At 61.0% G+C, this 23,515-nt stretch carries 24 protein-coding genes and 1 riboswitch; of the genes, 10 read left to right on the plus strand and 14 right to left on the minus strand.

What is annotated here, in order from left to right; all coding sequences use genetic code 11:
* Positions 1-13: 13 nt before the first annotated feature.
* Positions 14-409, plus strand: coding sequence for a DUF1090 domain-containing protein (locus JTY93_RS25320; protein ID WP_169991491.1), 396 nt, complete (start codon positions 14-16; stop codon positions 407-409).
* A 30-nt stretch (positions 410-439) separates the two neighbouring features.
* Here JTY93_RS25320 and JTY93_RS25325 read toward each other — a convergent pair whose 3' ends face one another.
* Positions 440-889, minus strand: coding sequence for a c-type cytochrome (locus tag JTY93_RS25325; protein ID WP_090292295.1), 450 nt, complete (start codon positions 887-889; stop codon positions 440-442).
* Positions 890-1,017: 128 nt separating this feature from the next.
* Between JTY93_RS25325 and mltA the strand changes: the two genes are divergently transcribed.
* Positions 1,018-2,199: a murein transglycosylase A gene (gene mltA, locus JTY93_RS25330; protein WP_205476024.1), complete on the plus strand. Its 1,182-nt coding sequence runs from the start codon at positions 1,018-1,020 to the stop codon at positions 2,197-2,199.
* 241 nt (positions 2,200-2,440) lie between these two features.
* Here mltA and JTY93_RS25335 read toward each other — a convergent pair whose 3' ends face one another.
* The 5 genes from JTY93_RS25335 to JTY93_RS25355 all read right to left on the minus strand — a co-directional run bounded on the left by JTY93_RS25335 (position 2,441) and on the right by JTY93_RS25355 (position 7,169).
* The gene (locus JTY93_RS25335) at positions 2,441-2,827 is read right to left on the minus strand and encodes an MAPEG family protein (protein ID WP_057960859.1); all 387 of its coding nucleotides are present in this window, start codon (positions 2,825-2,827) and stop codon (positions 2,441-2,443) included.
* 31 nt (positions 2,828-2,858) lie between these two features.
* Entirely contained in the window at positions 2,859-3,692 is an 834-nt protein-coding gene (locus JTY93_RS25340) for an EamA family transporter (RefSeq protein ID WP_029297377.1), read from the minus strand.
* Positions 3,693-3,775: 83 nt separating this feature from the next.
* Complete coding sequence (locus JTY93_RS25345; RefSeq protein ID WP_205476023.1) at positions 3,776-4,663, minus strand: formate/nitrite transporter family protein; 888 nt, start codon at positions 4,661-4,663, stop codon at positions 3,776-3,778.
* A gap of 71 nt (positions 4,664-4,734) precedes the next feature.
* Complete coding sequence (locus tag JTY93_RS25350; protein WP_205476022.1) at positions 4,735-6,666, minus strand: patatin-like phospholipase family protein; 1,932 nt, start codon at positions 6,664-6,666, stop codon at positions 4,735-4,737.
* Between the two features lie 98 nt (positions 6,667-6,764).
* A complete protein-coding gene (locus JTY93_RS25355) occupies positions 6,765-7,169 on the minus strand; it encodes an acyl-CoA thioesterase (RefSeq protein ID WP_038444074.1) in 405 nt (134 codons plus the stop codon).
* 198 nt (positions 7,170-7,367) lie between these two features.
* Positions 7,368-7,475, plus strand: a riboswitch (S-adenosyl-L-homocysteine riboswitch).
* A gap of 21 nt (positions 7,476-7,496) precedes the next feature.
* Here JTY93_RS25355 and ahcY point away from each other — a divergent pair.
* The 4 genes from ahcY to rhlE2 all read left to right on the plus strand — a co-directional run bounded on the left by ahcY (position 7,497) and on the right by rhlE2 (position 12,956).
* Positions 7,497-8,906 (plus strand): adenosylhomocysteinase, encoded by a 1,410-nt coding sequence (gene ahcY / locus JTY93_RS25360; protein WP_169991480.1) that lies wholly within the window; start codon positions 7,497-7,499, stop codon positions 8,904-8,906.
* 169 nt (positions 8,907-9,075) lie between these two features.
* Positions 9,076-9,921: a methylenetetrahydrofolate reductase [NAD(P)H] gene (gene metF, locus JTY93_RS25365; protein WP_029297387.1), complete on the plus strand. Its 846-nt coding sequence runs from the start codon at positions 9,076-9,078 to the stop codon at positions 9,919-9,921.
* A 127-nt stretch (positions 9,922-10,048) separates the two neighbouring features.
* Positions 10,049-10,852: a substrate-binding periplasmic protein gene (locus tag JTY93_RS25370; protein WP_205476021.1), complete on the plus strand. Its 804-nt coding sequence runs from the start codon at positions 10,049-10,051 to the stop codon at positions 10,850-10,852.
* Between the two features lie 223 nt (positions 10,853-11,075).
* On the plus strand, positions 11,076-12,956 hold the full coding sequence (gene rhlE2, locus JTY93_RS25375; RefSeq protein WP_169991476.1) for an RNA helicase RhlE2: 1,881 nt from the start codon (positions 11,076-11,078) through the stop codon (positions 12,954-12,956).
* 177 nt (positions 12,957-13,133) lie between these two features.
* Here the strand turns inward: rhlE2 and JTY93_RS25380 are convergent, their stop codons facing one another.
* Together JTY93_RS25380 and JTY93_RS25385 are read right to left on the minus strand one after the other, a co-directional pair.
* Entirely contained in the window at positions 13,134-13,733 is a 600-nt protein-coding gene (locus tag JTY93_RS25380; RefSeq protein ID WP_169991474.1) for a YceI family protein, read from the minus strand.
* 32 nt (positions 13,734-13,765) lie between these two features.
* A complete protein-coding gene (locus tag JTY93_RS25385) occupies positions 13,766-14,317 on the minus strand; it encodes a cytochrome b (protein WP_205476020.1) in 552 nt (183 codons plus the stop codon).
* A gap of 274 nt (positions 14,318-14,591) precedes the next feature.
* Here JTY93_RS25385 and JTY93_RS25390 point away from each other — a divergent pair, with 274 nt between their 5' ends.
* Positions 14,592-15,998: an adenosylmethionine--8-amino-7-oxononanoate transaminase gene (locus tag JTY93_RS25390; RefSeq protein WP_205476019.1), complete on the plus strand. Its 1,407-nt coding sequence runs from the start codon at positions 14,592-14,594 to the stop codon at positions 15,996-15,998.
* 89 nt (positions 15,999-16,087) lie between these two features.
* Complete coding sequence (locus JTY93_RS25395) at positions 16,088-16,807, plus strand: 16S rRNA (uracil(1498)-N(3))-methyltransferase (RefSeq protein ID WP_205476018.1); 720 nt, start codon at positions 16,088-16,090, stop codon at positions 16,805-16,807.
* A gap of 132 nt (positions 16,808-16,939) precedes the next feature.
* Here the strand turns inward: JTY93_RS25395 and JTY93_RS25400 are convergent, their stop codons facing one another.
* From JTY93_RS25400 to JTY93_RS25410, 3 genes are read right to left on the minus strand one after another with little or no spacing between them, the layout of a single operon-like run.
* Entirely contained in the window at positions 16,940-17,842 is a 903-nt protein-coding gene (locus tag JTY93_RS25400; RefSeq protein WP_205476017.1) for a transporter substrate-binding domain-containing protein, read from the minus strand.
* Positions 17,843-17,866: 24 nt separating this feature from the next.
* The gene (locus tag JTY93_RS25405) at positions 17,867-18,220 is read right to left on the minus strand and encodes a RidA family protein (protein ID WP_205476016.1); all 354 of its coding nucleotides are present in this window, start codon (positions 18,218-18,220) and stop codon (positions 17,867-17,869) included.
* A 9-nt stretch (positions 18,221-18,229) separates the two neighbouring features.
* Positions 18,230-19,471 (minus strand): D-amino acid dehydrogenase, encoded by a 1,242-nt coding sequence (locus tag JTY93_RS25410; RefSeq protein ID WP_205476015.1) that lies wholly within the window; start codon positions 19,469-19,471, stop codon positions 18,230-18,232.
* Between the two features lie 106 nt (positions 19,472-19,577).
* On the opposite strand from JTY93_RS25410, the gene JTY93_RS25415 reads away from it, so the two are divergent.
* A complete protein-coding gene (locus JTY93_RS25415; RefSeq protein WP_205476014.1) occupies positions 19,578-20,480 on the plus strand; it encodes a LysR family transcriptional regulator in 903 nt (300 codons plus the stop codon).
* A 36-nt stretch (positions 20,481-20,516) separates the two neighbouring features.
* On the opposite strand, the gene trhA is transcribed toward JTY93_RS25415, so the two are convergent.
* Positions 20,517-21,134 carry a PAQR family membrane homeostasis protein TrhA gene (gene trhA, locus JTY93_RS25420; RefSeq protein ID WP_169991460.1) on the minus strand — a complete coding sequence of 206 codons (618 nt, stop codon included), beginning with the start codon at positions 21,132-21,134 and terminating at the stop codon, positions 20,517-20,519.
* A 132-nt stretch (positions 21,135-21,266) separates the two neighbouring features.
* On the opposite strand from trhA, the gene JTY93_RS25425 reads away from it, so the two are divergent.
* Positions 21,267-22,181 carry a LysR family transcriptional regulator gene (locus JTY93_RS25425; protein WP_205476013.1) on the plus strand — a complete coding sequence of 305 codons (915 nt, stop codon included), beginning with the start codon at positions 21,267-21,269 and terminating at the stop codon, positions 22,179-22,181.
* Between the two features lie 117 nt (positions 22,182-22,298).
* Here the strand turns inward: JTY93_RS25425 and madM are convergent, their stop codons facing one another.
* The gene (gene madM, locus JTY93_RS25430) at positions 22,299-23,063 is read right to left on the minus strand and encodes a malonate transporter subunit MadM (RefSeq protein WP_205476012.1); all 765 of its coding nucleotides are present in this window, start codon (positions 23,061-23,063) and stop codon (positions 22,299-22,301) included.
* Between the two features lie 5 nt (positions 23,064-23,068).
* Positions 23,069-23,461: a malonate transporter subunit MadL gene (gene madL, locus JTY93_RS25435; protein ID WP_205476011.1), complete on the minus strand. Its 393-nt coding sequence runs from the start codon at positions 23,459-23,461 to the stop codon at positions 23,069-23,071.
* Positions 23,462-23,515: the final 54 nt, after the last annotated feature.

The raw sequence follows: 23,515 nt of genomic DNA on the forward strand, positions 1-23,515 counted from the left end.
CTTTGGAGTTTCCATGAAGTTTCTTGCACCGCTTGCCCTGCTGACCGTCACCAGCTTACTGAGCACGCCATTGCTGGCTGCCGAGACTGCCCCGCAACTGACCGGCTGCGCCGCCAAGCGCCAGGCCATCAGCGTGCAGATCGAACAAGCCAAGGCCCACGGCAACAGCGAACAACAAGCCGGCCTGGAAAAAGCCTTGAGCGAAGTCACCGCCCACTGCACCGACGCCTCCCTGAAAAAGGAACGCGAGAACAAAGTGCTGGATGCCAAGCACGAAGTCAGCCGCCGTCAGGCCGACCTCGACAAGGCCATGAAAAAGGGCGACTCCGAGAAGATCAACAAGCGTAAGGACAAGCTCGCCGAATCGCGCAAAGAGTTGCAGCAAGCCCTCGACGACCTGGACAAGTAAGGCGTATTCGACTTTCTTGCCCGATCAGGCTCAATGGTCGCGAAACTGCTTATGACAGGCGCTGCAGGCATCTTCGACTTTCTGCACGGCCGGCCCCAGGTTACTGGCCTTATAAGGCTGTACCTGGCTGGCGATCACCAATTCACCGGTGGCCGCCTCAAGGTTGCGCGCCAGTTCCTGGAACTGCGCCTGTTTTTGCCATACATCGTCCTTGGCGCTGGTGTGATCTTCTTCGCGCACCGTTGGAAAATGCTTCCACGGCTCATGGGACAGGGCGTCGAGCTTGACCGCACCTTCGGCAAATTTCGCCCCGTCGAACGGGATGCGACCGCGCAGCATGCCACCCAGGTCTTCGCCGGTCTTGAGCATCTGCTTGAAAATGGCCTTGCGCTGGCCCAGTGGCGAGTTCGGATCAACGCCACCGCAAGCAGTCAGCGTCAGGCAGGCCAGCAATACAACAGTCAGTTTTTTAAAAGTCATGGTGGCTCAGGGTCACGGGAAACGGCGGCCAGTATCCTCGCCCCGCCCGCAAAGACCAATAGCCCTATTAATAATATGGATGCTTGCGCCATAACCTGCGCGGGCAATCGCCTTGGGAATTTACTTGTATGAATAACCTGTTGACCCCCTGGAACCGCCGACTGGCGTGGGCGCTGCCGATGATCGCGCTGCTCGCCGGATGCGACGGCGGCAACGCCCCTGCCCCCACGCCTGCGCCCGAAAAACCCCACGCCGTAGCGACCTATGTCAGCGCCCCCTGGGACGCCCTGCCAGTGGTTTCGGACAGCGACCTGCAAGCCGGTTTCGAATCCTGGCGCAGTGCCTGCCAGCGCCTGAAGAACGATCCGATATGGGGCACCACCTGTGCTGCAGCGGCCAATGTGCCGGGCAATGCCGGCGATATCCGCGGCTTTCTCAAGCAACAGTTGGACGTCTACGGCTTGCGCTCGGCGGACAACACGCCCAATGGCCTGATCACTGGCTACTACGAGCCGGTCTACCCAGGCAGCCTCACCGAAACCAAAACCGCCCATGTCCCCGTGTTTGGCGTGCCGGACGACCTGATCATCGTCAACCTCGAAAGCATCTACCCCGAACTCAAGGGCAAACGCCTGCGCGGGCGTCTGGAAGGCCGGGTCCTCAAGCCCTATGACGATGCTGGCACCATTAACCAACAAGGTTCCAGTGCCAAACCGATTGCCTGGCTGACCCACCCGATGGACCTGCAATTCCTGCAGATCCAGGGCTCTGGCCGCATCCAGCTGGCTGATGGTCGCCAATTGCGTGTGGGCTATGCCGACCAGAACGGGTTCCCTTATCGCCCGATCGGCCGCTGGCTGGTGGAACAAGGCGAATTGAAGAAAGAAGAGGTCAGCATGGGCGCAATCAGCACCTGGGCCAAGGCAAACCCGCAGCGGATCCCGGAACTGTTGGCGAGCAACCCCAGTTACGTTTTCTTCAGCACCCGGCCCGACAGCAATGAAGGCCCGCGCGGCTCGCTGAACGTGCCGCTGACCGCAGGCTACAGCGTGGCGGTAGACCGCAAGGTCATCCCCCTGGGCAGCCTGTTGTGGTTATCGACCACCCGCCCCGATGGCACGCCGGTCGTACGGCCTGTAGCGGCCCAGGACACAGGGGGTGCGATTGTCGGTGAGGTGCGTGCGGACCTGTTCTGGGGCACGGGTGATGCTGCGGGCGAGTTAGCCGGGAATATGAAGCAGCAGGGCCAGATCTGGATGCTGTGGCCCAAGGGCGCAGCGCTACCCAAAGTGCCGGATACCCCCCTGTAGGAGCCGGCCTGCTATGACAAGCAGCCTTACTGTGGCAAGCGGGCTTCTGTGGCGAGCGGGCTTGCCCCGCGCTGGGCTGCGAAGCAGCCCCAGTAAGTCAAATGCGGTGTATCAGATACTCCATAGCGGTTAGTTTTGGGGCTGCTTCGCAGCCCAGCGCGGGGCAAGCCCGCTCGCCACAACAAGCCTGCTCACCACAGTAAGCCCGCTCGCCACAGCAAGCAGGCACTGCCTGCGCGCCTTAGATCGAGACGAAGAAGAAGCTGGCAATCAACGCCATGCCCACGAACCACACCAGCGAACGCAAGATCGCCCAGTCCGCCAGGTAGCAGATGATGTACAGCAGGCGGCTGGTGATAAACAGCACAGCCAGTACGTTGATGGTCACCAGTTCCGCGTTGCCCGCCAGGTGGGCAATAATCACCGCCGCCGCAAACGCCGGGGTCACTTCGAAGCTGTTGAGCTGTGCGCTGTGGGCGCGCTTGGCAAACCCTTCCAGGGTCTCCAGGAAGGCCCGAGGGTCATGGTTCTGCCGAGGCCCGAATTTGCCGCCACTGAACTTGGCCACGCCGGTACACAGGTAAGGCAGAAAAATTGCGATCAACACACACCAGAAAGCGACAGTCATCACTCATTCCTTTTTTGGTTTTATCCGCTGGTTAGAGTTTCATCACGAGCATGCCGATCAACACCAACCCACAGGCTAAGAGCCGGGACCGGCCGAAAGGTTCTTTCAGGTAGCGCATACCGAACAACACCACCAGGATCACGCTGACTTCCCGCAGCGCGGCGGCCTCGGCAATCGAGCCCAACTGCATGGCCCAAAGCACCAAAGCGTAGCTCAACAACACGCACAATCCCACGCTCAGCCCCAACCGCCATTGAGTGCGCCAGAACAGGCTGAACGCCGCACGCTTGCGCACCATGGCCAGTAATGGAAAGGGCCAGGCGCTGAGCAGCGTCAGCCAGACCAGGTAGTCCAAAGGGTGCGACCAACGCCGCAGCGCCTGCCCATCGAGGAAGGTGTAGCAGCCAATGCACAGGCCGATCAGCGCCACCACCGGCAACATCGACCACGGCAACCGATCCCCACCACCGCCCTGCCACAACAGGCACAGCATGCCGAACGGGATGAGCAGGATGCCGACAATCTGCTGCGTACTCAGCACTTCCCCGGCAAACACCAGGGTCAACGCCAGCACAACCAAGGGTGATAGACCACGCATCAGCGGGTACACCAACCCCAGGTCGCCGACGCGATAGGCCTGGATCAGCAAGTAGCGGTAAAGCAACTCGAACAGCGCCGAAGCGATGATCCACGGCCAGATTTCCAGGGGCGGCAGCGACACAAATCCCACCGCTAGTAGGACAAACAGCAGCGCGACGCTGTCCATGCAGGCGATCACCAACAGGCGCTCGCCGCTGAATTTGATCAAGGTGTTCCACGTCGCATGCAACAGCGCCGCTACCAGAACAAGGGCCGTCGCCAGCAATGGAACCTCCTTAAAGTGATTCGCGATGTATCAGCACCTATTTATACGAAATATCGTGCGGATGCACCCGCGAAACCTGGGCCTCACTGATCCTTGTCGATCTGCTGCGGATGCCTCGGGTCCGCAGCCTTCTTGCCTGGCAGGCTGCCTTCGCTGCGAATCTGCGCATGACTGATCAACGCGAAGATAAAACTGCCGCCGATGATATTGCCCGCCAGGGTCGGTCCGGCAAACACCAGCCAGAAGTCCCGCCACGGCAACTCGCCGGCAAATACCAGATAGGACACCTCGGCCGAACCGACGACGATGTGGGTGAAATCGCCCAGGGCCATGAGGTAGGTGATCAGAATAATGATCCACATCTTGGCGCTTTCCATGGACGGGATCATCCATACCATAGTGGCAATCATCCAACCGGACACAATGCCCTTGGCGAACATCTGGCCGGTGTCGTTTTCCATGACCTTGCGCCCTATTTCAAGAAAGGCCAGGTCGGTCTTGGTGTCGAAGATCGGCAGGTGCAACATCGCATAGGCCACCAGCAAGGTGCCACACAGGTTGCCCACCAGCACCACCGTCCACAACCGCAACAGGCGCCCGGCATTGCCCAAAGTGGGCTTGCTCATCACCGGCAGCACGGCGGTCAGGGTGTTTTCGGTGAACAGTTGCTGGCGCGCGAGGATCACCGCGAGAAAGCCTGCACAGTAGCCAAAGCTGGCGATTACCTTGAAGGCTTCGCCATCGGGCAGACGTGAGTTGAGCAGCCCCATGGCCATCAGCGACAAGCCCATGGTCAGGCCGGCGGCAAGCGCCGACCACCACAGTGCCGCTACGCTGCGCTCCAGCTCCTGGTCGCCCTGGGTGCGGATGATTTCATGCAGCACCGCCGCCCGGGGTGGTTGGTTCTTGTCCACATCCTGCTGCTCTTCCTGCGACAGGTTGGGAGTTTTGCCGTCTTTGTTGGTGGCCATGATGCTCAAGTGTCCAAGGGAAGCCTGTAGCTACGACACGCCGGCGCCATGGCTGTTCAGTGGCCCGGCAACTAAAGCGGTAGGCGCCAGGCCTTGGCCATTTCTACTGTGGTCGAGCGCAATGGCTTGGACCAGGGTTTATTACGCGCGCCATAGTGTTCAATGATGTCGTTCAGCACCCGATTGAACTCGGCCGGCGTCGTCGCCTCGGCCAGGTCGCGCGCGGCCCGTTGCAGAAGTTCGACGTTGGCGGCCGGCTGGCCCGCACGGTAGAGGGAGGGGTAAATGACTTCGCGAATGAAGTTGTCGGCCTTTACGGCGATATCCCGCCGCTGCATTTCAGCCAGCGCACTGGCCATGACCTTGGAGGTTGGCGTGGCAGCCCCCTGATTGCGCCTGGCAACCACCTGCAACAATTGCTGGAAATTATGCTGCCCAGGGGCATTAAGCCGCCGCCCCAGCCACTCGATATGCTGGGGCCGAGTCACGAGCGCATCCAGGTTACGCAGCACAGAAAGCAAACCAGGCGTGAAGCCCAAGGTATTGCCTGCCTTGTTGGCCTCGGTAATTGCCGCGTCCAGAGCTTGCAACGCCTGCTGTGCCTGCTTGCGAAAGCGCAACACATTCGCCGCGGCGGGATCCTTTTGGAGCGCCGCTTGCACACTGGCAAGCATTGCATCGTCCATCGCCAGTACCGCGTCGTCCAATGACCCGAACAAATGCTGCTCACGCACCTTGCTGCGCTGCTCCTGGTGTTGCATCACCGCTTGCCGGGCCTGGACCTGCAAATGCTTTTTCTGCTCGGCGGTCATGGTGAAGTTGACCGTGCCACTGAGCAGTTCACGAAAGTCACCTTTGTCGGACTTGAGCGGCAGCACCACGGTCTGCTGATCAAATTCCTTGAGTCGTTGCTGCTGATAGGCGCCTGCGGCCGTATGAGCAGTGCCTGTCAGTTTGTCGGCAATGTTGCTCATGACGCTGCCACTCTTCTTCTGCGCCGCTGGAGCCTGGGACTCAAATTTGACGATCAACGACTCCTGCTGGCTCAGCGGGCTCTCGGGAAAGGAGCGCTCGATCACCCCGGGCGCCGGGGTGTTGAGTAACAAACCACCGTCCTGGAAAAAAGTGACTTCACCCCGCGCCTGGAATCCATGGCCTTGCTCGGCAGGGCTTTTGAACAGCACCGGCAAGGAGCCGGAGATGTGCGCGGCACGGGCAATGTCCATATCCGGAGTCAGGCTGGCGTTGAACACCACCAACTGCGGGCGGCCATCGAACATGCCGGTTCCCGTGATGTTCAGTTGCTTGATCGCCGGGATATGCCTGCTCAGCACCTCAAGATCACCAAAGGTAGGCGCCCCTCCGGCGCTCAGCCTGTCGGCGATTTTCATCACTTCACCGGGGCGGCTTGCCCTGGGCATGTCGGCAATATGGGCCAGGATCGACTTGCGTGACTCATTACGGATCATGTCTTCAAGCGAGTGCGCCTGGGTTTGCAGGCGCGGCATCATGGTCAGCAGCAATTGGGAAATATTGCCCGCCGGGCCTGGCAGCCGCCCGGCAAGTTTGCCGAGGCTTGCCCCGGCATTTTGCAGCCAGGCCGTCACAGGGTCTTGGCTGTTGAGCAGGCTGGGCAGGTCAATGCCATTTGAGAGCGTGCCAAAGGCCTTGGCCCCCATGCCACTGGCCAGCAGCGCTGCAGAAATCGCACCGGCAGATGAGCCAGAAATCGCGTTGATGCCTGGCAGCCTCACGGTTTCTTCAAGCGCCTGCACCATCCCAGGAAAGGCGATGCCCTTGGCCCCACCGCCACTGAGCACCAGATGGCTGACCGCAGGTGGTGACAGCACCACCTCCACCTGGCCATTACTGTCTCGGAACAGGCTCAGCCTTCGGGGGCCGACGCCCTCGACCAAGGGGGTCTTGATGCCTTGGGCGGGGGGCGGCGGCAGTAGCTGCGATGACGACTGCGCGTTGGCAGCCGGGTTGGCGGTCACTTTCATTGCGTGCTCTCTCTACAGGATGTGGCCCTGAGTGCAGAGAAAGCCTGGAAGCGATCCGCCCGGACAGATTTGGTAAATCAAATCAGGCCGGGCCGAGGTTATTCAGACAGGTTGTCGTCCTGGAACTGATCCTTCACGTACTTGATCTCGGTGCGTCCGTGGGGGGCTGGCAGGCCGTCCTCGCCGAGGTTGACGAAGACCATTTTTTCCACGGTCAGGATGCTTTTGCGGGTGATTTTGTTGCGCACTTCACAGGTCAGGGTGATGGAGGTGCGGCCGAATTCGGTGGCGGTGATGCCCAGTTCGATGATGTCGCCCTGACGCGAGGCGCTGACAAAATTGATCTCGGAGATGTACTTGGTCACCACGCGCTGGTTACCCAGCTGAACAATGGCGTAGATCGCCGCTTCTTCGTCGATCCAGCGCAGCAGGCTGCCACCGAACAGGGTGCCGTTGGGGTTGAGGTCTTCGGGTTTTACCCATTTGCGGGTGTGGAAGTTCATGTTCACTCCAAAGCGTCTTGCCGAATGATGGGCGCCATCATGGCAGAGCGCCGGCCCAAGCTCTATGCGCCATTGCCTATCACGGCCATGAGCGATCTTCATGAGCCCGACAGAAAGGCTTGGGAAGTCGGGCACAGGCGGCTATAATCGCCACCGTTTCAAAACGGTCATCTGCGATTGATACCGTTCTCCCGCCACCTGTCCGAGGGGCGCTGCAGCAGGCCCTGGCCTGTCAGGCTCGGATGGGGCGTTGCCCAGCCGGGTTGTCTTGGCTGGATACTAAACGCACAACGGCGCCCATTCGCACACTACGAATGGAGGCTCTTCATGAGCGCTGTAATCACGCCTGCAGGTTTTACCGACTACAAAGTCGCCGATATGTCCCTCGCTGCCTGGGGCCGTCGCGAAACCTTTATCGCCGAATCCGAAATGCCAGCCCTGATGGGTCTGCGCCGCAAGTACGCCGCTGAACAGCCGCTCAAGGGCGCGAAGATTCTCGGCTGCATCCACATGACCATCCAGACTGCCGTGCTGATCGAAACCCTGGTTGCCCTGGGTGCCGAAGTGCGTTGGTCGTCCTGCAACATTTTCTCGACTCAAGACCAGGCCGCTGCCGCCATCGCCGCTGCCGGTATCCCGGTGTTCGCCTGGAAAGGCGAGACCGAAGAAGAGTACGAGTGGTGCCTGGAGCAAACCATCCTCAAAGATGGCGCGCCTTGGGATGCCAACATGATCCTCGACGACGGCGGCGACCTGACCGAGCTGCTGCACAAGAAGTACCCGGCTATTCTGGACCGCGTCCACGGCGTGACCGAAGAAACCACCACTGGTGTACACCGCCTGCTGGACATGCTGGCCAAGGGCGAGCTGAAAATCCCGGCCATCAACGTCAACGACTCGGTGACCAAGAGCAAGAACGACAACAAGTACGGCTGCCGTCACAGCCTCAACGATGCGATCAAGCGCGGCACCGACCACCTGCTGTCGGGCAAGCAAGCCCTGGTGATCGGCTACGGTGACGTGGGCAAGGGTTCGTCCCAGTCCCTGCGTCAGGAAGGCATGATCGTCAAGGTTTCCGAAGTTGACCCGATCTGCGCCATGCAAGCCTGCATGGACGGTTTCGAAGTGGTCTCGCCGTTCATCGATGGCGTCAATGACGGCACCGAAGCCAGCATCGACAAAGCCCTGCTGGGCAAGATCGACCTGATCGTGACCACCACCGGTAACGTGAATGTGTGCGATGCCAACATGCTCAAGGCCCTGAAAAAGCGCGCCGTGGTGTGCAACATCGGTCACTTCGACAACGAGATCGACACCGCTTTCATGCGCAAGAACTGGGCATGGGAAGAAGTCAAACCTCAGGTGCACAAGGTTCACCGTACCGGCGCTGGCGATTTCGACCCGCAAAACGACGACTACCTGATCCTGCTGGCCGAAGGCCGCCTGGTTAACCTGGGCAACGCCACTGGCCACCCAAGCCGCATCATGGATGGCTCGTTCGCCAACCAGGTACTGGCCCAGATCTTCCTGTTCGGCCAGAAATACGCCGACCTGTCGCCAGCCCAGAAAGCCGAGCGCCTGACCGTGGAAGTACTGCCCAAGAAACTCGACGAAGAAGTGGCCCTGGAAATGGTCCGCGGCTTCGGCGGCGTCGTGACGCAACTGACCAAGACCCAGGCCGACTATATCGGCGTGACCGTCGAAGGTCCGTTCAAGCCGCACGCCTACCGCTACTAAGTAACCGGCTCTCTCCCTGCTGGAGCGGGCTTGTGTGGGAGCGGGCTTGCTCGCGAATGCGCAGTGTCAGTCAAAGCAGTAACGACTGGCACACCGCATTCGCGAGCAAGCCCGCTCCCACATTGACGGTGTATGTCTTCCGGTTTTATGAGTTTTCAAGGGTATTACCATGTCCCAAGACCGTCGCTACAGCTTCGAGTTCTTCCCGACCAAGACCGATGCTGGGCATGAAAAACTAATGGCGACTGCCAAGCAGTTGGCCAGCTACAACCCCGATTTTTTCTCCTGCACCTACGGCGCAGGCGGCTCGACCCGTGATCGTACGATCAACACCGTGCTACAGCTGGAAAGCGAGGCCAAGGTGCCCGCCGCTCCGCACCTGTCCTGCGTGGGCGACAGCAAAGACGACCTGCGTGGCCTGCTGACCCAGTACAAGGCCGCCGGCATCAAGCGTATCGTCGCCCTGCGCGGTGACCTGCCATCCGGCATGGGCATGGCCAGCGGCGAACTGCGCTACGCCAATGACCTGGTGAGCTTCATTCGTGAAGAAACCGGTGATCACTTCCATATCGAAGTGGCCGCTTACCCGGAAATGCACCCGCAGGCGCGTAATTTCGAAGACGATCTCAACAACTTCGTCCGCAAGGCCAATGCTGGCGCCAACAGCGCGATCACCCAGTACTTCTTCAACGCCGACAGCTACTTCTACTTTGTCGAGCGCGTGCAGGCCCTGGGCGTGAATATCCCGATCGTGCCGGGCATCATGCCAATCACCAACTACAGCAAGCTGGCGCGCTTCTCTGACGCCTGCGGTGCAGAAATCCCACGCTGGGTACGCAAGCAGCTGGAAGCCTACGGCGATGACGTCAAAAGCATCCAGGCCTTCGGCGAGCAGGTCATCAGTGAAATGTGCGAGACCTTGCTGCAAGGTGGCGCACCGGGGCTGCACTTCTACACCCTGAACCAGGCCGACCCAAGCCTGGCGATCTGGAACAACCTCAAGCTGCCACGCTGAGGCTGCACCTTGTACCGCCGCCCCGGATTCCTTGCGGGTCGGCGGCACAATAAAAGTTCAGGTTTGCCGCCCGCAGATCCCCGATCCAGAGCTTCTCTTTAACCTGAGACAGTCGTAACCTCAGGGTATGCCCGCCATTCTCCAGTTGTTGAGCGCTATTCTTTTCACTTGCCTGAGCCTGACCGCCCATGGCGAGAAACTGCGCATTGTCACCGAACCCTGGGCACCTTACGTCTACGAAGAAAACGGCCAGATGCGCGGGCTCGACTACGAGACCACCGTTATCGTGTTCCAGCGCCTGGGGATCGAGGTGCAATGGCAGTTCCTGCCCTGGAAACGTTGCCTGGCCATGCTCGACCAGGGCCTGGCCGATGGCGCGCTGGATATTTTTCACAGCCATGAACGCGACGCCGCACTGCTTTACCCCAGCGAACCGCTATCCCAGGTTGAGTTTGTGATGTTCTACGCCAACGAGCGCCCGCATCCGTTCCAGACCCTCAATGACCTGAAAGGGCTGACCATCGGCACCTCCCCCGGCTACCTGTATAGCGCCGGGTTCAGCGAATCCAGCCTGTTTATCCGCGAGCCGGCCCCCAGCCACGAGGCCAACTTCGGCAAGCTGGCCCGTGGCCGGATTGATCTGGTGATCACCGACCGCAGGGTCGGCCAGCATGTGATCAAGGAACTGGGCCTGGAACACCAGGTCACCCAGGCCTCGCCGGTGATCAGCAGCCAGAAGCAATTCCTCGCCGTGCGCCGGGGCGCGGGCATGGACCTGCTGGTGCAGCGCTTTGCTGCCGAGCTCAAGCGCTTCAAGCAAGAGCCCGGCTATGCGGCCCTGAGTGCGAAATATACCGGCGCCAGCGTACAAATACCCCCGGCGCCGCGGCTGGACGACACCGTTGAGCAGCAGGAAAGCAGCGCGCAGTGATTGCTCTGTTATACTCCGGCCTTTCCGCCAGGCTTACGCCCGGCCGCTGTGGTCGTATCACAGGCATCCAACCCCGCTACTGCGCAGCTTTGCAGCCCGCGCGAGCCGTTGGAGTGCCTGCCAGCCCCAGCAGGACCGGACGGGATTGCGTTCCTCTAAACGCCATTCGCGCCCGGCAAGATTATCCCTTTGGGCCAAGCCCTAACTACAAACAGGATTACTCATGTCCTTTGCTTCCCTCGGTCTCTCCGAGGCTTTAGTCCGCGCCATCGAGGCAGCGGGCTATACCGAGCCTACTCCGGTGCAACAGCGGGCTATTCCCGCCGTGTTGCAAGGTCGCGACCTGATGGTCGCGGCTCAGACAGGTACTGGTAAAACCGGCGGCTTCGCCCTCCCGATTCTGGAGCGGTTGTTCCCCAACGGTCACCCGGACAAATCCCAGCGTCACGGCCCGCGCCAACCCCGCGTACTGGTCCTGACCCCTACCCGCGAACTCGCCGCACAGGTGCATGACAGCTTCAAGCTGTACGCCCGTGACCTGAAGTTCGTCAGCGCCTGCATCTTCGGCGGCGTCGGCATGAACCCACAGGTTCAGGCCATGTCCCGTGGGGTTGACGTGCTGGTCGCCTGCCCTGGTCGTTTGCTCGACCTGTGCGGCCAAGGCAGCGTCGATCTGTCCCACGTGGAAATCCTCGTGCTGGACGAAGCCGACCGCATGCTCGACATGGGCTTTGTCCATGACGTGAAGAAAGTCCTCGCGCGCCTGCCGGCCAAGCGTCAGAACCTGCTGTTCTCGGCAACGTTCTCCAACGACATCACCGCCCTCGCCGGCAAGCTGCTGCACAACCCCGAGCGCATCGAAGTCACGCCGCCCAACACCACGGTCGAGCGTATCGAGCAACGGGTGTTCCGCCTGCCTGCCAGCCACAAGCGCTCGCTGCTGGCCCACCTGATCACCGCCGGCGCCTGGGAACAGGTGCTGGTGTTCACCCGCACCAAGCACGGCGCCAACCGCCTGGCCGAGTACCTGGACAAGCATGGCCTCACCGCTGTCGCCATCCACGGCAACAAGAGCCAGAACGCGCGGACCAAGGCCCTGGCCGACTTCAAGGCCGGCTCCGTACGGATCCTGGTCGCCACCGATATCGCCGCCCGCGGCCTGGATATCGACCAACTGCCACACGTGGTCAACTTCGAGCTGCCAAACGTCGATGAAGACTACGTGCACCGTATCGGCCGTACTGGCCGTGCCGGTCGTTCGGGCGAGGCCATTTCCCTGGTCGCCCCGGATGAAGAAAAACTGCTGAAAAGCATCGAGCGCATGACCAAGCAGAAAATCGCCGACGGCGACCTGATGGGCTTCGATGCCAGCACCGTAGAAGCCGAAAAGCCGGAAGTGCGCGAGCGTCCGGATGTGCGTAACCCGCGCAACCCACGTGGTCCCAAGGGCGATGGCCCGAACGGCGGCGGTGGTGGCGGTGGTCGTCGCGACAAAGGCAAGGACAAGGGCGGCAAGGACAAGGCGCCTACCAACGGCCGTGGCGAACGCCCAGCCCGCGAGCAAAAGCCCCGTGAAGGCACCCCGGCCCGCGAACAGCGCCAGCCGAGCCAGCCGCCACGCGCCGCAGCCGACCGCGCACCGGACGAGTTCCTCGACGATGATGTGGATAACTTCGGTAACCGCGTTGACTACGTGCCCCAAGCCAAACCGGCCCAAGGCCGTGGCCGCCGCCCAGGTGCCCCGGCACAGGGCGCCGCCGCAGGTGCTCCGCGCACCGGTGGCCAGCCGCAGGGTCGCCAGAACGGTCCACGCAGCAGCAACGGCGCCACCACTGGCACCCCGCCTGCCAAGCGCAATGGTCCGCGTAACGGCGCTCCGCGTGATGGCCAGGCCCGTCGCGAAGAGTCGCGCAACCGCCGCCCTGCCCGTGATGAGCAGCCACGCGCCTCCGAGCCGGCTGTGCAGAACCCGCGCAGCGGCACTACGCCGAAGATCATCCACAAGGAGTCGAAAAGCGATCGCTTCCCGACACCTGAACAGTTGGATCAACTGCCAGGCCGCCCTCGTGGTGAAAAACCAGCGTTGCTGACTCGCAACCGCTAGGTTGTCAAAAGCATAAAAAACGCCCCGTATCCTGCGATACGGGGCGTTTTTTTATGCCTTCAAACTACTGTAGGAGCGAGCTTGCTCGCGAAGATCGTCAACGATGACGCAGACCTGCTGAACGCACGCGGCGCTCATGCGTTCTTCGCGAGCGAGCTCGCTCCTACAGACGAAGGATTACTTCGCTTTTACACCTTCAAAGGTGATGTACAACTCAACTTTGTCGGACTGTGGACCAACGTCCATGCCGTCTTTATGGAAATCTTTGCGACTGATGCTGGTGGTGCCTTCAAAGCCTGCACGGTAGCCGCCCCATGGATCCTTGCCTTCACCCAGGAAAGTAGCCTTGACCACGATTGGCTTGGTGACGCCGTGGAAAGTCAGGTCACCGGTCACATCGGCGGTCAGCTTGCCATCAGCATTTTTGCCGGTTGGCTTAACGCTGGTGGAGACAAACTTGGCGTCAGGGAATTTGCCCGCCTCCAGAAAGTCCTTGCTGGTCACGTGCTTGTCACGCTCAGCATGGTTACTGAAAACACTGGCGGTACGCACATTCACTTCGATTTTGGCATCTTCAGGCTTGGCAGCGTCGAAGCTGAACTTGCCATCCAGATCCTTGAAGGTACCGGTGATGTAGCTGTAGCCCAAGTGGCTGATCTTGAAGTCGACGAAGGCGTGCTGGCCTTCCTTGTCGATCACGTAGTCAGCAGCCATCACCTGACCAGCAGACAGCAGAGCAGTACCGATTGCCAGAGCGGCGAGAGTTTTTTTCAACATACTTTCTATTCCTTGTGAGTCGAGGTTGAACATCAGGCTTTGCGCCCCAGCATACGAACCAGGGTCGCGTCACGATCGATAAAGTGGTGCTTCAAGGCGGCCACGCCATGCAGGCCGGCAAACACCACCAGCACCCAGGCCAGGTAAAAGTGCACCAGGCCGGCTACGTCTGCCTGGTCCGGTAGACCGGAAACCACGGCAGGAATTTCAAACAGGCCAAACACCGGGATCCCGACACCGTCTGCGGTGGAAATCAGGTAGCCGGCAATCATCACGGCAAACAGCCCGAGATACAGGAACGCGTGACCAAACGCCGCGCCGATACGGGTCATGCGGCTATAACTGGCCAACGCTGGCGGCGGTGGGCTGAGCAGACGCCAGACAATGCGCACCAGCATCACCGCGAACAGCGTAATGCCGATGCTTTTGTGCAGGTCCGGCGCGTCTTTGCGCCACATGCTGTAGTAGTCGAGGCCGACCATCCACAGGCCCAGCGCAAACAGACCGAACACCACCAGTGCCACACTCCAGTGGATAACAATGCTGACCCAGCCGTAGCGGGTCGATGTGTTTCGTAGTTGCATTCCCCAAATCCCGTAAGAGCCGTGCCCAAGACTAGCGCTTTACCTATCGATATAAAGCGGAAAATTTTGCTGTGAAATATCGATTTATCCGATGTTGAGCCTATGAACACTAAATTAACCAGGGATTAAGGACTATTGAGCACAAACGTGACAGACCGTCCTGCATTTACTGCCAATTCACCGTTCATGGGTTGTGACACAGCCCGCCATTGCATAGGCTTGCGCGATTGTTTTGCCTGCGCAGGTCGTGGCAGCGCTTCGAGGAGACGCAAAGATGGGCTTGAATAACCAGTGGATGCAACGCGATCTCGCCGTGTTGTGGCACCCCTGCACCCAGATGAAAGACCACCAGCAACTGCCGCTGGTACCGATCAAGCGCGGTGAAGGCGTATGGCTGGAAGACTTCGAAGGCAAGCGTTACCTCGATGCCGTCAGCTCGTGGTGGGTCAATGTGTTCGGCCACGCCAACCCGCGCATCAACCAGCGCATCAAGGATCAGGTGGACCAACTGGAACACGTGATCCTCGCCGGCTTCAGCCACCAACCGGTGATCGAGCTGTCCGAGCGCCTGGTGAAGATCACCCCCGAAGGCCTGACCCGGTGCTTCTATGCCGATAACGGTTCGTCGTGTATCGAAGTCGCATTGAAGATGAGCTTTCATTACTGGCTCAACCGCGGCCAGCCGAACAAAAAGCGCTTTGTCACCCTGACCAACAGCTACCACGGCGAAACCATCGCCGCGATGTCGGTCGGCGATGTGCCGCTGTTCACTGAAACCTACAAGGCCTTGCTGCTGGACACCATCAAGGTGCCAAGCCCGGACTGCTACCTGCGCCCCGACGGCATGAGTTGGGAAGAACACTCGCGCAACATGTTCCAGGCCATGGAACAGACTCTGGCAGACAACCACGACAGCGTCGCCGCCGTGATCGTCGAACCGCTGATCCAGGGCGCCGGCGGCATGCGCATGTACCACCCGGTTTACCTCAAGCTGCTGCGCGAAGCCTGCGATCGCTATGGCGTACACCTGATCCACGACGAAATCGCCGTCGGCTTCGGCCGTACCGGCAGCATGTTCGCCTGTGAGCAGGCGGGCATCCGCCCGGACTTCCTGTGCCTGTCCAAGGCCCTGACCGGTGGCTACCTGCCGCTGGCCGCTGTGGTCACCACCGAAGATGTGTACAGCGCCTTCTACGACGACTACCCGACCCTGCGCGCCTTCCTGCATTCCCACAGCTACACCGGCAACCCGCTGGCGTGTGCCGCGGCCCTGGCGACCCTGGATATTTTCGAAGAAGACAACGTCATCGAGAACAACAAGGCCCTGGCCCAGCGCATGGCCACGGCCACCGCGCACTTGGTGGATCACCCCCATGTCTCGGAAGTGCGCCAGACCGGCATGGTGCTGGCCATCGAGATGGTGCAGGACAAAGCCACCAAGACCGCCTACCCCTGGCAGGAACGGCGCGGCCTGAAAGTGTTCGAACACGCTCTGGAACGCGGTGCATTGCTGCGGCCCCTGGGCAGCGTGGTGTATTTCCTGCCGCCGTATGTGATCACCCCGGAGCAGATCGACTTCCTCGCTGAAGTGGCCACTGAAGGCATTGATATCGCCACCAACAGCACAGTCAGCGTGGCCGTACCGAAAGACTTTCACCCAGGCTTTCGCGACCCCGGCTGATTGAACCCACCCCATTAATCTGGCGCCTGGCCTGCCGCATCGCGGGCAAGCCCGGCTCCCACAGGTTTTGCATTTTCCCGAGAACAGAAATGAGACTGTCCCGTTTTTTCACCGATACCCCGCTAAGCCTTGGCGACCACGAGTTGCCCGAAGCCCAGGCGCATTACATCAGCCGCGTGCTGCGCATGAACGAAGGCGATGCCGTGCAACTGTTCGACGGTTCTGGCCAGGAATTTCGCGGCAGCCTGCTGGAAGTCGGAAAAAAACGCGTGACCGTGCAACTGACCGAAGCCTTCTCCGGCCAGGTGGAATCGCCTTTGCACATTCATCTGGGTCAGGGCTTGTCCCGTGGCGAGCGCATGGACTGGGCAATCCAGAAAGCCACCGAGCTTGGGGTCAACGCCATCACGCCGATTTTCAGCGAGCGCTGCGAAGTGCGCCTCAAGGACGAGCGCGCCGACAAACGCCTGCTGCACTGGCGCCAGGTTGCAATCAGCGCTTGCGAGCAATGCGGGCGCTCCACGGTGCCGGTGATTCACCCACCGCTGTTGCTGGCCGATTGGTTGAAACAGGCCGAGGCGGATTTAAAGCTGGTGCTGCACCCGGTGGCCGAGCCGCTGGTGAGCCATGCCAAGCCGTCGAGCCTGGCGTTTTTGATCGGGCCGGAGGGTGGCTTGACCGATGGCGAAGTCCAGGCCGCGCAAGGCGCTGGCTTCCACGCCGCAAGGTTGGGGCCGCGGGTACTGCGCACCGAGACCGCGCCCGTAGTCGCGTTATCAGTCGCTCAACAACTCTGGGGCGACTTCTAACCCCACCATGCAAACCCAATCAAACTGTAGGAGCTGGCTTGCCTGCGATGAGGCCCGCAAGTCTTGCGCAGACCTTGATGCCGCCATCGCAGGCAAGCCAGCTCCTACAGTTTTGATCGGGTGCTCGCCTGTTTACTCCACCGGATCGCTGACCGGCTTGGCAATAATCGCCTTCAGCTCGCTGGTCATGGGGAACTCCAGGTTCAAGCCCTTCGGCGGAATCGGCTGTTCAAACCAGCGCTGGTAAATCCCGTTGATTTCCCCCGAGCTGTACAGCTCGCCCAGGGTCTCGTTGACCACCGCCAGAAACTGCGGGTCGTCCTTGCGCACCATGCAGCTGTAGATTTCCCGCGACTGCTCCTCGCCCACGACCACCCACTTGTGCGGGTCCTTGGCCTTGGCGCGCTCGCCATAGAGCAACGCGTCATCCATATAGAACGCCACGGCTCGACCCGACTGCAGCATCTGGAACGCCTCGCCGTGGTCCTTGGCGCTGATCACTGCCATATCCAGCTTGTGCTCATGGTTGTAGCTCTTGAGGAACCGCTCGTTGGTGGTGCCGGCGGTGGTCACTACGTTCTTGCCGCGCAGGTCGGCAAAGCGCTGGATACCGCTGTCGTTGGCGGTGAGCAACTGGCCCTTCACGTAGATAAAGCCGTAGGAAAACGCCACCTGCTTCTGCCGCTCGGCCGTCACCCCGGTGGAACCGCACTCCAGGTCCACGGTGCCGTTGATCACCAGCGGAATACGCGTCTGCGAGGTGACCAGGTTGTACTTCACGTTGAGCTGGGGCACGCCCGTCTTCTGCTGGATGCGCTCGACAATCTTGCTCGCCAGGTCCACCGAATAGCCCATGGGTTTGCCGGTGTTGTCACCGACATAGGAAAACGGCACCGACGCATCGCGATAACCCAGGGTGATGCTCTTGGCATTCGCGACCTTGGCCAGGGTGCCCGTCAGTGGCGTTTCATTGGCCTGAGCCTGGGCCGTCAACAACAGCCCCAGCGCAGTGCCGATCAACGTGATTTTTTGCATTGTTATTCTCCGTTGGTGTTTTTGTTATGGGCGGCGGACAGCGATAACGCTGATTTCCACCAGCACGTTCGGACGTGCCAGCTCCGCCTGCAGGGTGGTGCGGGTCGGTGCCTGGCCGGGCGTCAGCCAGGCGGACCAGACATCATTCATCGGCGCAAAGCCCTCCTGGATGTTCTTCAGGTAAATGGTCGCGTTGAGCAGATGATCCTTGTCGCTGCCGGCTTGCGCCAGCAGCGCGTCAATCTTGGCCAGCACCTCGTGGGTCTGGGTGGTGACGTCCTGGCCTTCGTCCGGCACTTGGCCGGAGAGGAATACCAGGTCCTGGAAGGTCACGGCGCCCGACAGGCGACTATTACTGTTGATCCGGGTGATGGTCATTGCACTGTCCTATGCGGCGCGGGGCGCGAGGCCCTGCATATCAATGGAAGGGGGATGCTGGCCGATCAGTTCGGCCAATACCTGGCCGCTGCCACAGGCCAGGGTGAAACCCAAGGCACCGTGGCCAAGGTTGAGCCACAGGTTGCGGTAGACGCTGGCGCCAATCAGCGGCACACCGCTGGGGGTGGCCGGGCGCATGCCGGCCCATTCGATGGCCTGGCTGTAATCACCGGCCAAGGGGAACGTCTCACAGGCCTGGCGCTTGATCAGGGCCAGGCGCTTGGGCTCAAGGCCCGTATCAAAGCCGACGATGTCGACCATCGCCGCCACCCGCAATTGCTCGCCGATCTTTGCGTAAACGATCTTGCGGTCATAGTCAGTGATACTGATTTTCGGCGCGGCGTGCTGCTCGCCAATCGGCACGCTCAGGCTGTAGCCCTTGAGCGGGTACAGCGGCAGTGCGATCCCAGGCAAAGCCAGCTCAGGGCTGCGCACCCCCGCCGCCAACACCAGGTGCTCAACCGGCATCACCTCCTCGCCCAGCTCGATTGCCTGCACCGTGCCGTTGGCATGGCGGATACCCGTGACCTTGCGCCCCAGCACAAACCGACAACGGCCCGACGCTTCGAGGCGTGCTGCCAACTGCTGGCAGAAGCGGTGACAGTCCGCCACTTCTTCATTGGGCGTGTAGATCCCGCCGACAAAATCCTTCGCGCCCAGGGTCGGTTCCAGGCGCGTGCAATCGGCCGCCGACAGGACCTGTTGCTGCAGGCGATCCAGCACCTTATTGCGAGCGTGTTCAAAGGTGTGATGGCTGCGAAATGTCACCAGTTTGCCGTTGCGCTGCCAGTCGAAACCGTCCAGCCCATCTTCTTCGCGCCATTGCTGCAAGATGCCTTGGCTCAACGTGGCCAGGCGCAACAGGTGGCCGGCGTTGCGTTTGTTCACCGAGGCCCGGCAAGCGCCGAGGAACGCGGCCATCCAGCGCCATTGCGCCGGATCCAGGCGCGGGCGCAGCCTCAACGGCGAATCACCGCGCAGCAGCCAGCCAATGGCTTGCAACGGCACGCCCTTGTCCGCCAGCGGCGCGACGTAGCGATAGGACAACTGGCCGCCATTGGCAAAACTGGTCTCGCTGCCCAGGCTGTCGCGGGCCTCGACCACCGTCACGTCCATACCGGCGCGCACCAGGGCATAGGCGCTCGCCAGACCGATGACCCCACCGCCAATGATGCAAACCTGCTGAGCCATGTCGATTCCCGAACCTTGTAATGAGTGTCCAAGGTTAGGGGCAGGTGACAGGCGCCGGACAATGAATAAAGATGGGCCACCTATAAACAAAGGTTATGGACTCGTCATGCGCTTGCGTCATATCGAAATCTTCCAGGCCATCCGCCAGACCGGCTCGGTCAGCGCCGCCGCGCAGTTGCTGCATGTCTCGCAGCCAGCGGTGACCAAAGTGTTGCAACACGCCGAACTGCAACTGGGCTTCCCGCTGTTCCTGCGTATACGCGGCAAGCTGCAGCCGACCCCGGAAGCCCTGGCCCTGGAGCGTGAAGTCGATAAGGTCAGCGAAAGCCTGCAAGGCGTGCGGCGCCTTGCCCAGAACCTGCGCCGCGCACCCGGCCAAAGCCTGCGCATCGGCGCTACGCCGGCCCTGGCCTTGTCATTGTTGCCGCCGGCAATTGGCGAGTGGACCCAGCGCTATCCGGACATCGCCTGCGAGCTGTCCAGTGCCCACAGCCGCGAGCTGGTGCAAAACCTGTTGATGCGCGAGATGGATGTGGCGCTGACCCTCAAGTCCCCGGACCATCCAGGGCTCAAAGCCCAGGCGTTGGCCCACGGCGTACTGGTAGCGCTGGCGCCACAGGGCTTCTGGCCTGCGGCGGAGCGGGGCAAGCCCCTGCCGTTGATGGCCCTGGCAGGCGCGCCGTTGATTGGCCTGTCGAGTGCCGACCCGCTGTCGGCGCGGCTCGACAGCTACCTCGAAGCGGTCGAACCGCCGCCCAAGGTGCGGATCTCGGTGCAGACCTATTCCCTGGCCCGGGCCATGGTGGAGTCCGGCGCCGGCCTAGCGGTGATCGATCCCTTCACCGCCCTGGGCGCGTCCACCGACAGCACCTGCATCCGCCCATTGGCGCCACCGCTGCCCATCACCTTGTATGCCCTGACCCGCGCCGATGAACCGCCGCCGCATATGCTGGCGAGCCTGCTGGAGATCTTTGGCAGTCGTGCCCAAGAGCAGCTAGACCGCCTCTAAAACACCACAGAACCCTGTAGGAGCCAGCTCCCACATTCAGAGCACGTAGCCCATGATCGCCACAAAGTGCAGCAGGCTGCCGCCGATCACGAACAGATGCCAGATCCCATGGGAGTGCCGCAAACGGTGTTCCAAGGCAAAAAAGATAATCCCCACCGTGTACAACACCCCGCCCGACGCCAGCCAGATAAACCCATCCGTACCCAGCGCGGCAATCAATGGCTTGACCGCCACCAACACAATCCAGCCCATCACCGCATAAATCACAATCGACAAGATACGCGCCTCGGAGCGCGGCTTGATCTCCTGCAAGATCCCGATCACCGCCAGGCCCCAGACAATCCCGAACAACGTCCAGCCCCAAGGCCCGTTCAGGGTCACCAGGCAAAACGGGGTGTAGCTGCCGGCGATCAGCAGGTAGATCGAAAAGTGATCGACCTTCTGCATGATCGCTTTCTTGCGCCCGCGCACGCTGTGATAAACCGTCGAGGCGCTGTACAGCACCAGCAGCGTAAAACCGTAGATCGCCACGCTGACGATTTTCCACGGGCTGCCATCCATGCTCGCCACCACCAGCATCCACACCGCGCCGATAAAGGCCGCCACGGCGCCGAGCAAATGGCTCCAGGCGTTGAATCGTTCTCCGTGATACATATATCGCCAACCTCCAAAACTGCTGCATCGACCCCGTAAGGCTCAGGCCTGACAGGCCAGAGTGCAAGACCGTTATGACGGTTGCGACGCTTTAAGGGCACAATCGAACGCATTCGAATAAGAGTCATCGCCATGCTGATCGACGAAGAGTTCACCCTCAAGAAGCTGGAAATCTTCCTGGCCTTCATGCGCACCGGCAACCTGGCCCGCGCCGCCGCCGAGTTGCAGACCAGCAATGTCAGCGTGCACCGGGCCATCCACTCCCTGGAAAACGCCCTGCGCTGCCCACTGTTCAAGCACGAAGGGCGCAACCTCACGCCCCTGGAAAGCGCCTACGTACTCGAAGAACGCGCGCAAAAGCTGGTACAGGACGTGGTCGACAGCGTGCGCCTGACCCGCGAAGCCGCCGGTTTCTCCGCCGAACGCTTCAAGCTCGGCGCCCTGTATTCGCTGACGGTCAAGACCGTACCGCAACTGATCATGGGCCTGAAAATCCGCCGCAGCGAGCTCAATATCGACCTGATCCTGGGCTCCAACGTCGACCTGATGTACAAGCTCAAGAACATGGAAGTCGACGCGATCCTGATCTCCCTCGACGACCAGGCGGTGGAGCCGGACTGCGCGCAGATCCAGCTGTTTTCCGATGATATCTACCTCGCCACCCCCGCCGACTCGCCCTTGGACCGCGAACAGGAAATCGACCTGGCCCAAGTGCGCGACGCTACCTTCATCACCCTGACCCAAGGCTTCGCCACCCACCAGGACGGCGAACGAGTGTTCAAGCAGGCAGGGTTCGAACCGAAGGTGGCGATGCAGGTCAACGACATCTTCACCCTGCTGAGCATGGTCAGCTCGGGGGTGGGATATGCATTGCTGCCGGGAAGGATTGCGGCGGTGTATGAGAACCGGGTCAAGCTGATCCCGTTGCAGGCGCGCTACCGGCTGCAGCAGCACATTGGCGTGGTGTTCTTGAAGGCCAAAGAGCGTGATCCGAACTTGCTGGCGTTGTTGGCGGAGTGTCGGATGTACGCCAATCGGCAGGGTTGAAACCGCCATCGCAGCAAACCAGCTCCCACATTTGAAATGCATTCCAATGTGGGAGCTGCGGTGCGACGATTCGACTTGCCTGCGATGAGGCCCGAACATTCAATCGAGATTAGCGAATCAGCCCACCAACCCCCGCATCATCAAAAACAACAACGAAGGCCCCAACAAACACCCCAGCGCCGTATAAAACGCCGCCGTCAGGCAGCCATAGGGCACCAGCTTCGGATCGGTCGCCGCCAAACCGCCGGCCACGCCGCTGGAGGTGCCCATCAGGCCGCCGAAGATCACCGCACTGCGCGGGCTGTTCAGGCCAATCAACGGCGCCACGAACGGGGTCATTACCATCACCAAAATGGCCTTGATCAACCCCGCTGCGATGGACAGCGCCATCACCTCGGAACTGGCCCCAATCGCCGCCCCGGTCACCGGCCCGACGATATAGGTCACGGCGCCGGCACCGATGGTGGTCAGGCTCACCGCATCGGTGTAGCCAAACGCCATGGCCACGCCCACGCCGGCAATAAATGACGAGCCAACCCCCACAAACAGTGCGAGCACACCCACATATCCGGCACGCTTGAGCTCATCGACACTCACCCCAAACGCGGTCGCCACAATGGCAAAGTCGCGCAGCATCGCCCCGCCCAGCAGGCCGATGCCCGACAGCAGCGGGATATCCACCACGCCCTTGGAGCCGCCGGTAAACGCACCGCCCACATAGGACAGCAGCAGCCCCAGCAGGATCGCGATGGCTGAACCATGCAAGCGGCCTTTGGTGAAGGTGTCGCTGATCCAGTAGGACACCCACATGGTCAGGCCGATCACCGCAAAACCACTGATCAGGCCGTAACCGGTGATGACTTTCATCAAGGATTCGTACATGGCGCTCACCCTGCCGACTTGGTAGTGACGACTGCATCCGGCTCACGGTTGCCGATGCGTACCAGCACCGGCACCAGGGCAAATGCCACCACTACCGCACAGGTGCCGGCGAGGATCGCCATGGGGCCGCCACTGATGGCGCCATAAACGTTTTGCTGGGCGGCCATGGCCACCACAATCGGGATATACACCGCCGCCCAGAAGCTCACACCCTGCTCCGACTTGCCGGTAAACAGGCCACGCTTGCCCAGGTAACTACCCAGGCCGATGAGCAGCAACATCGCAATCCCCACCCCACCGACGTTGGCCGGGATGCCCATCCATTTGCCCAGCAGCTCGCCGACAAACAGGCCCGCCAAGGTACACAAGGCCAGAAACGCCACACCGTAAATAATCATGTTGGTAGTCCTCTTGATGCTTGATCGAAATTGTTGTTTTTGTGCTTCGAAAGC

Origin of the sequence: Pseudomonas hygromyciniae, from assembly GCF_016925675.1 — a bacterium.
GTDB lineage: Bacteria > Pseudomonadota > Gammaproteobacteria > Pseudomonadales > Pseudomonadaceae > Aquipseudomonas > Aquipseudomonas hygromyciniae.

Excerpts from the sequence above, each read along its gene's own strand:
- JTY93_RS25320 (WP_169991491.1), top strand. The coding sequence starts at position 14 with ATGAAGTTTCTTGCACCGCTTGCCCTGCTGACCGTCACCAGCTTACTG.
- JTY93_RS25325 (WP_090292295.1), bottom strand. The coding sequence starts at position 889 with ATGACTTTTAAAAAACTGACTGTTGTATTGCTGGCCTGCCTGACGCTG.
- mltA (WP_205476024.1), top strand. The coding sequence starts at position 1,018 with ATGAATAACCTGTTGACCCCCTGGAACCGCCGACTGGCGTGGGCGCTG.
- JTY93_RS25335 (WP_057960859.1), bottom strand. The coding sequence starts at position 2,827 with ATGACTGTCGCTTTCTGGTGTGTGTTGATCGCAATTTTTCTGCCTTAC.
- JTY93_RS25345 (WP_205476023.1), bottom strand. The coding sequence starts at position 4,663 with ATGGCCACCAACAAAGACGGCAAAACTCCCAACCTGTCGCAGGAAGAG.
- JTY93_RS25350 (WP_205476022.1), bottom strand. The coding sequence starts at position 6,666 with ATGAAAGTGACCGCCAACCCGGCTGCCAACGCGCAGTCGTCATCGCAG.
- JTY93_RS25355 (WP_038444074.1), bottom strand. The coding sequence starts at position 7,169 with ATGAACTTCCACACCCGCAAATGGGTAAAACCCGAAGACCTCAACCCC.
- ahcY (WP_169991480.1), top strand. The coding sequence starts at position 7,497 with ATGAGCGCTGTAATCACGCCTGCAGGTTTTACCGACTACAAAGTCGCC.
- metF (WP_029297387.1), top strand. The coding sequence starts at position 9,076 with ATGTCCCAAGACCGTCGCTACAGCTTCGAGTTCTTCCCGACCAAGACC.
- JTY93_RS25370 (WP_205476021.1), top strand. The coding sequence starts at position 10,049 with ATGCCCGCCATTCTCCAGTTGTTGAGCGCTATTCTTTTCACTTGCCTG.
- rhlE2 (WP_169991476.1), top strand. The coding sequence starts at position 11,076 with ATGTCCTTTGCTTCCCTCGGTCTCTCCGAGGCTTTAGTCCGCGCCATC.
- JTY93_RS25380 (WP_169991474.1), bottom strand. The coding sequence starts at position 13,733 with ATGTTGAAAAAAACTCTCGCCGCTCTGGCAATCGGTACTGCTCTGCTG.
- JTY93_RS25385 (WP_205476020.1), bottom strand. The coding sequence starts at position 14,317 with ATGCAACTACGAAACACATCGACCCGCTACGGCTGGGTCAGCATTGTT.
- JTY93_RS25390 (WP_205476019.1), top strand. The coding sequence starts at position 14,592 with ATGGGCTTGAATAACCAGTGGATGCAACGCGATCTCGCCGTGTTGTGG.
- JTY93_RS25395 (WP_205476018.1), top strand. The coding sequence starts at position 16,088 with ATGAGACTGTCCCGTTTTTTCACCGATACCCCGCTAAGCCTTGGCGAC.
- JTY93_RS25400 (WP_205476017.1), bottom strand. The coding sequence starts at position 17,842 with ATGCAAAAAATCACGTTGATCGGCACTGCGCTGGGGCTGTTGTTGACG.
- JTY93_RS25405 (WP_205476016.1), bottom strand. The coding sequence starts at position 18,220 with ATGACCATCACCCGGATCAACAGTAATAGTCGCCTGTCGGGCGCCGTG.
- JTY93_RS25410 (WP_205476015.1), bottom strand. The coding sequence starts at position 19,471 with ATGGCTCAGCAGGTTTGCATCATTGGCGGTGGGGTCATCGGTCTGGCG.
- JTY93_RS25415 (WP_205476014.1), top strand. The coding sequence starts at position 19,578 with ATGCGCTTGCGTCATATCGAAATCTTCCAGGCCATCCGCCAGACCGGC.
- trhA (WP_169991460.1), bottom strand. The coding sequence starts at position 21,134 with ATGTATCACGGAGAACGATTCAACGCCTGGAGCCATTTGCTCGGCGCC.
- JTY93_RS25425 (WP_205476013.1), top strand. The coding sequence starts at position 21,267 with ATGCTGATCGACGAAGAGTTCACCCTCAAGAAGCTGGAAATCTTCCTG.
- madM (WP_205476012.1), bottom strand. The coding sequence starts at position 23,063 with ATGTACGAATCCTTGATGAAAGTCATCACCGGTTACGGCCTGATCAGT.
- madL (WP_205476011.1), bottom strand. The coding sequence starts at position 23,461 with ATGATTATTTACGGTGTGGCGTTTCTGGCCTTGTGTACCTTGGCGGGC.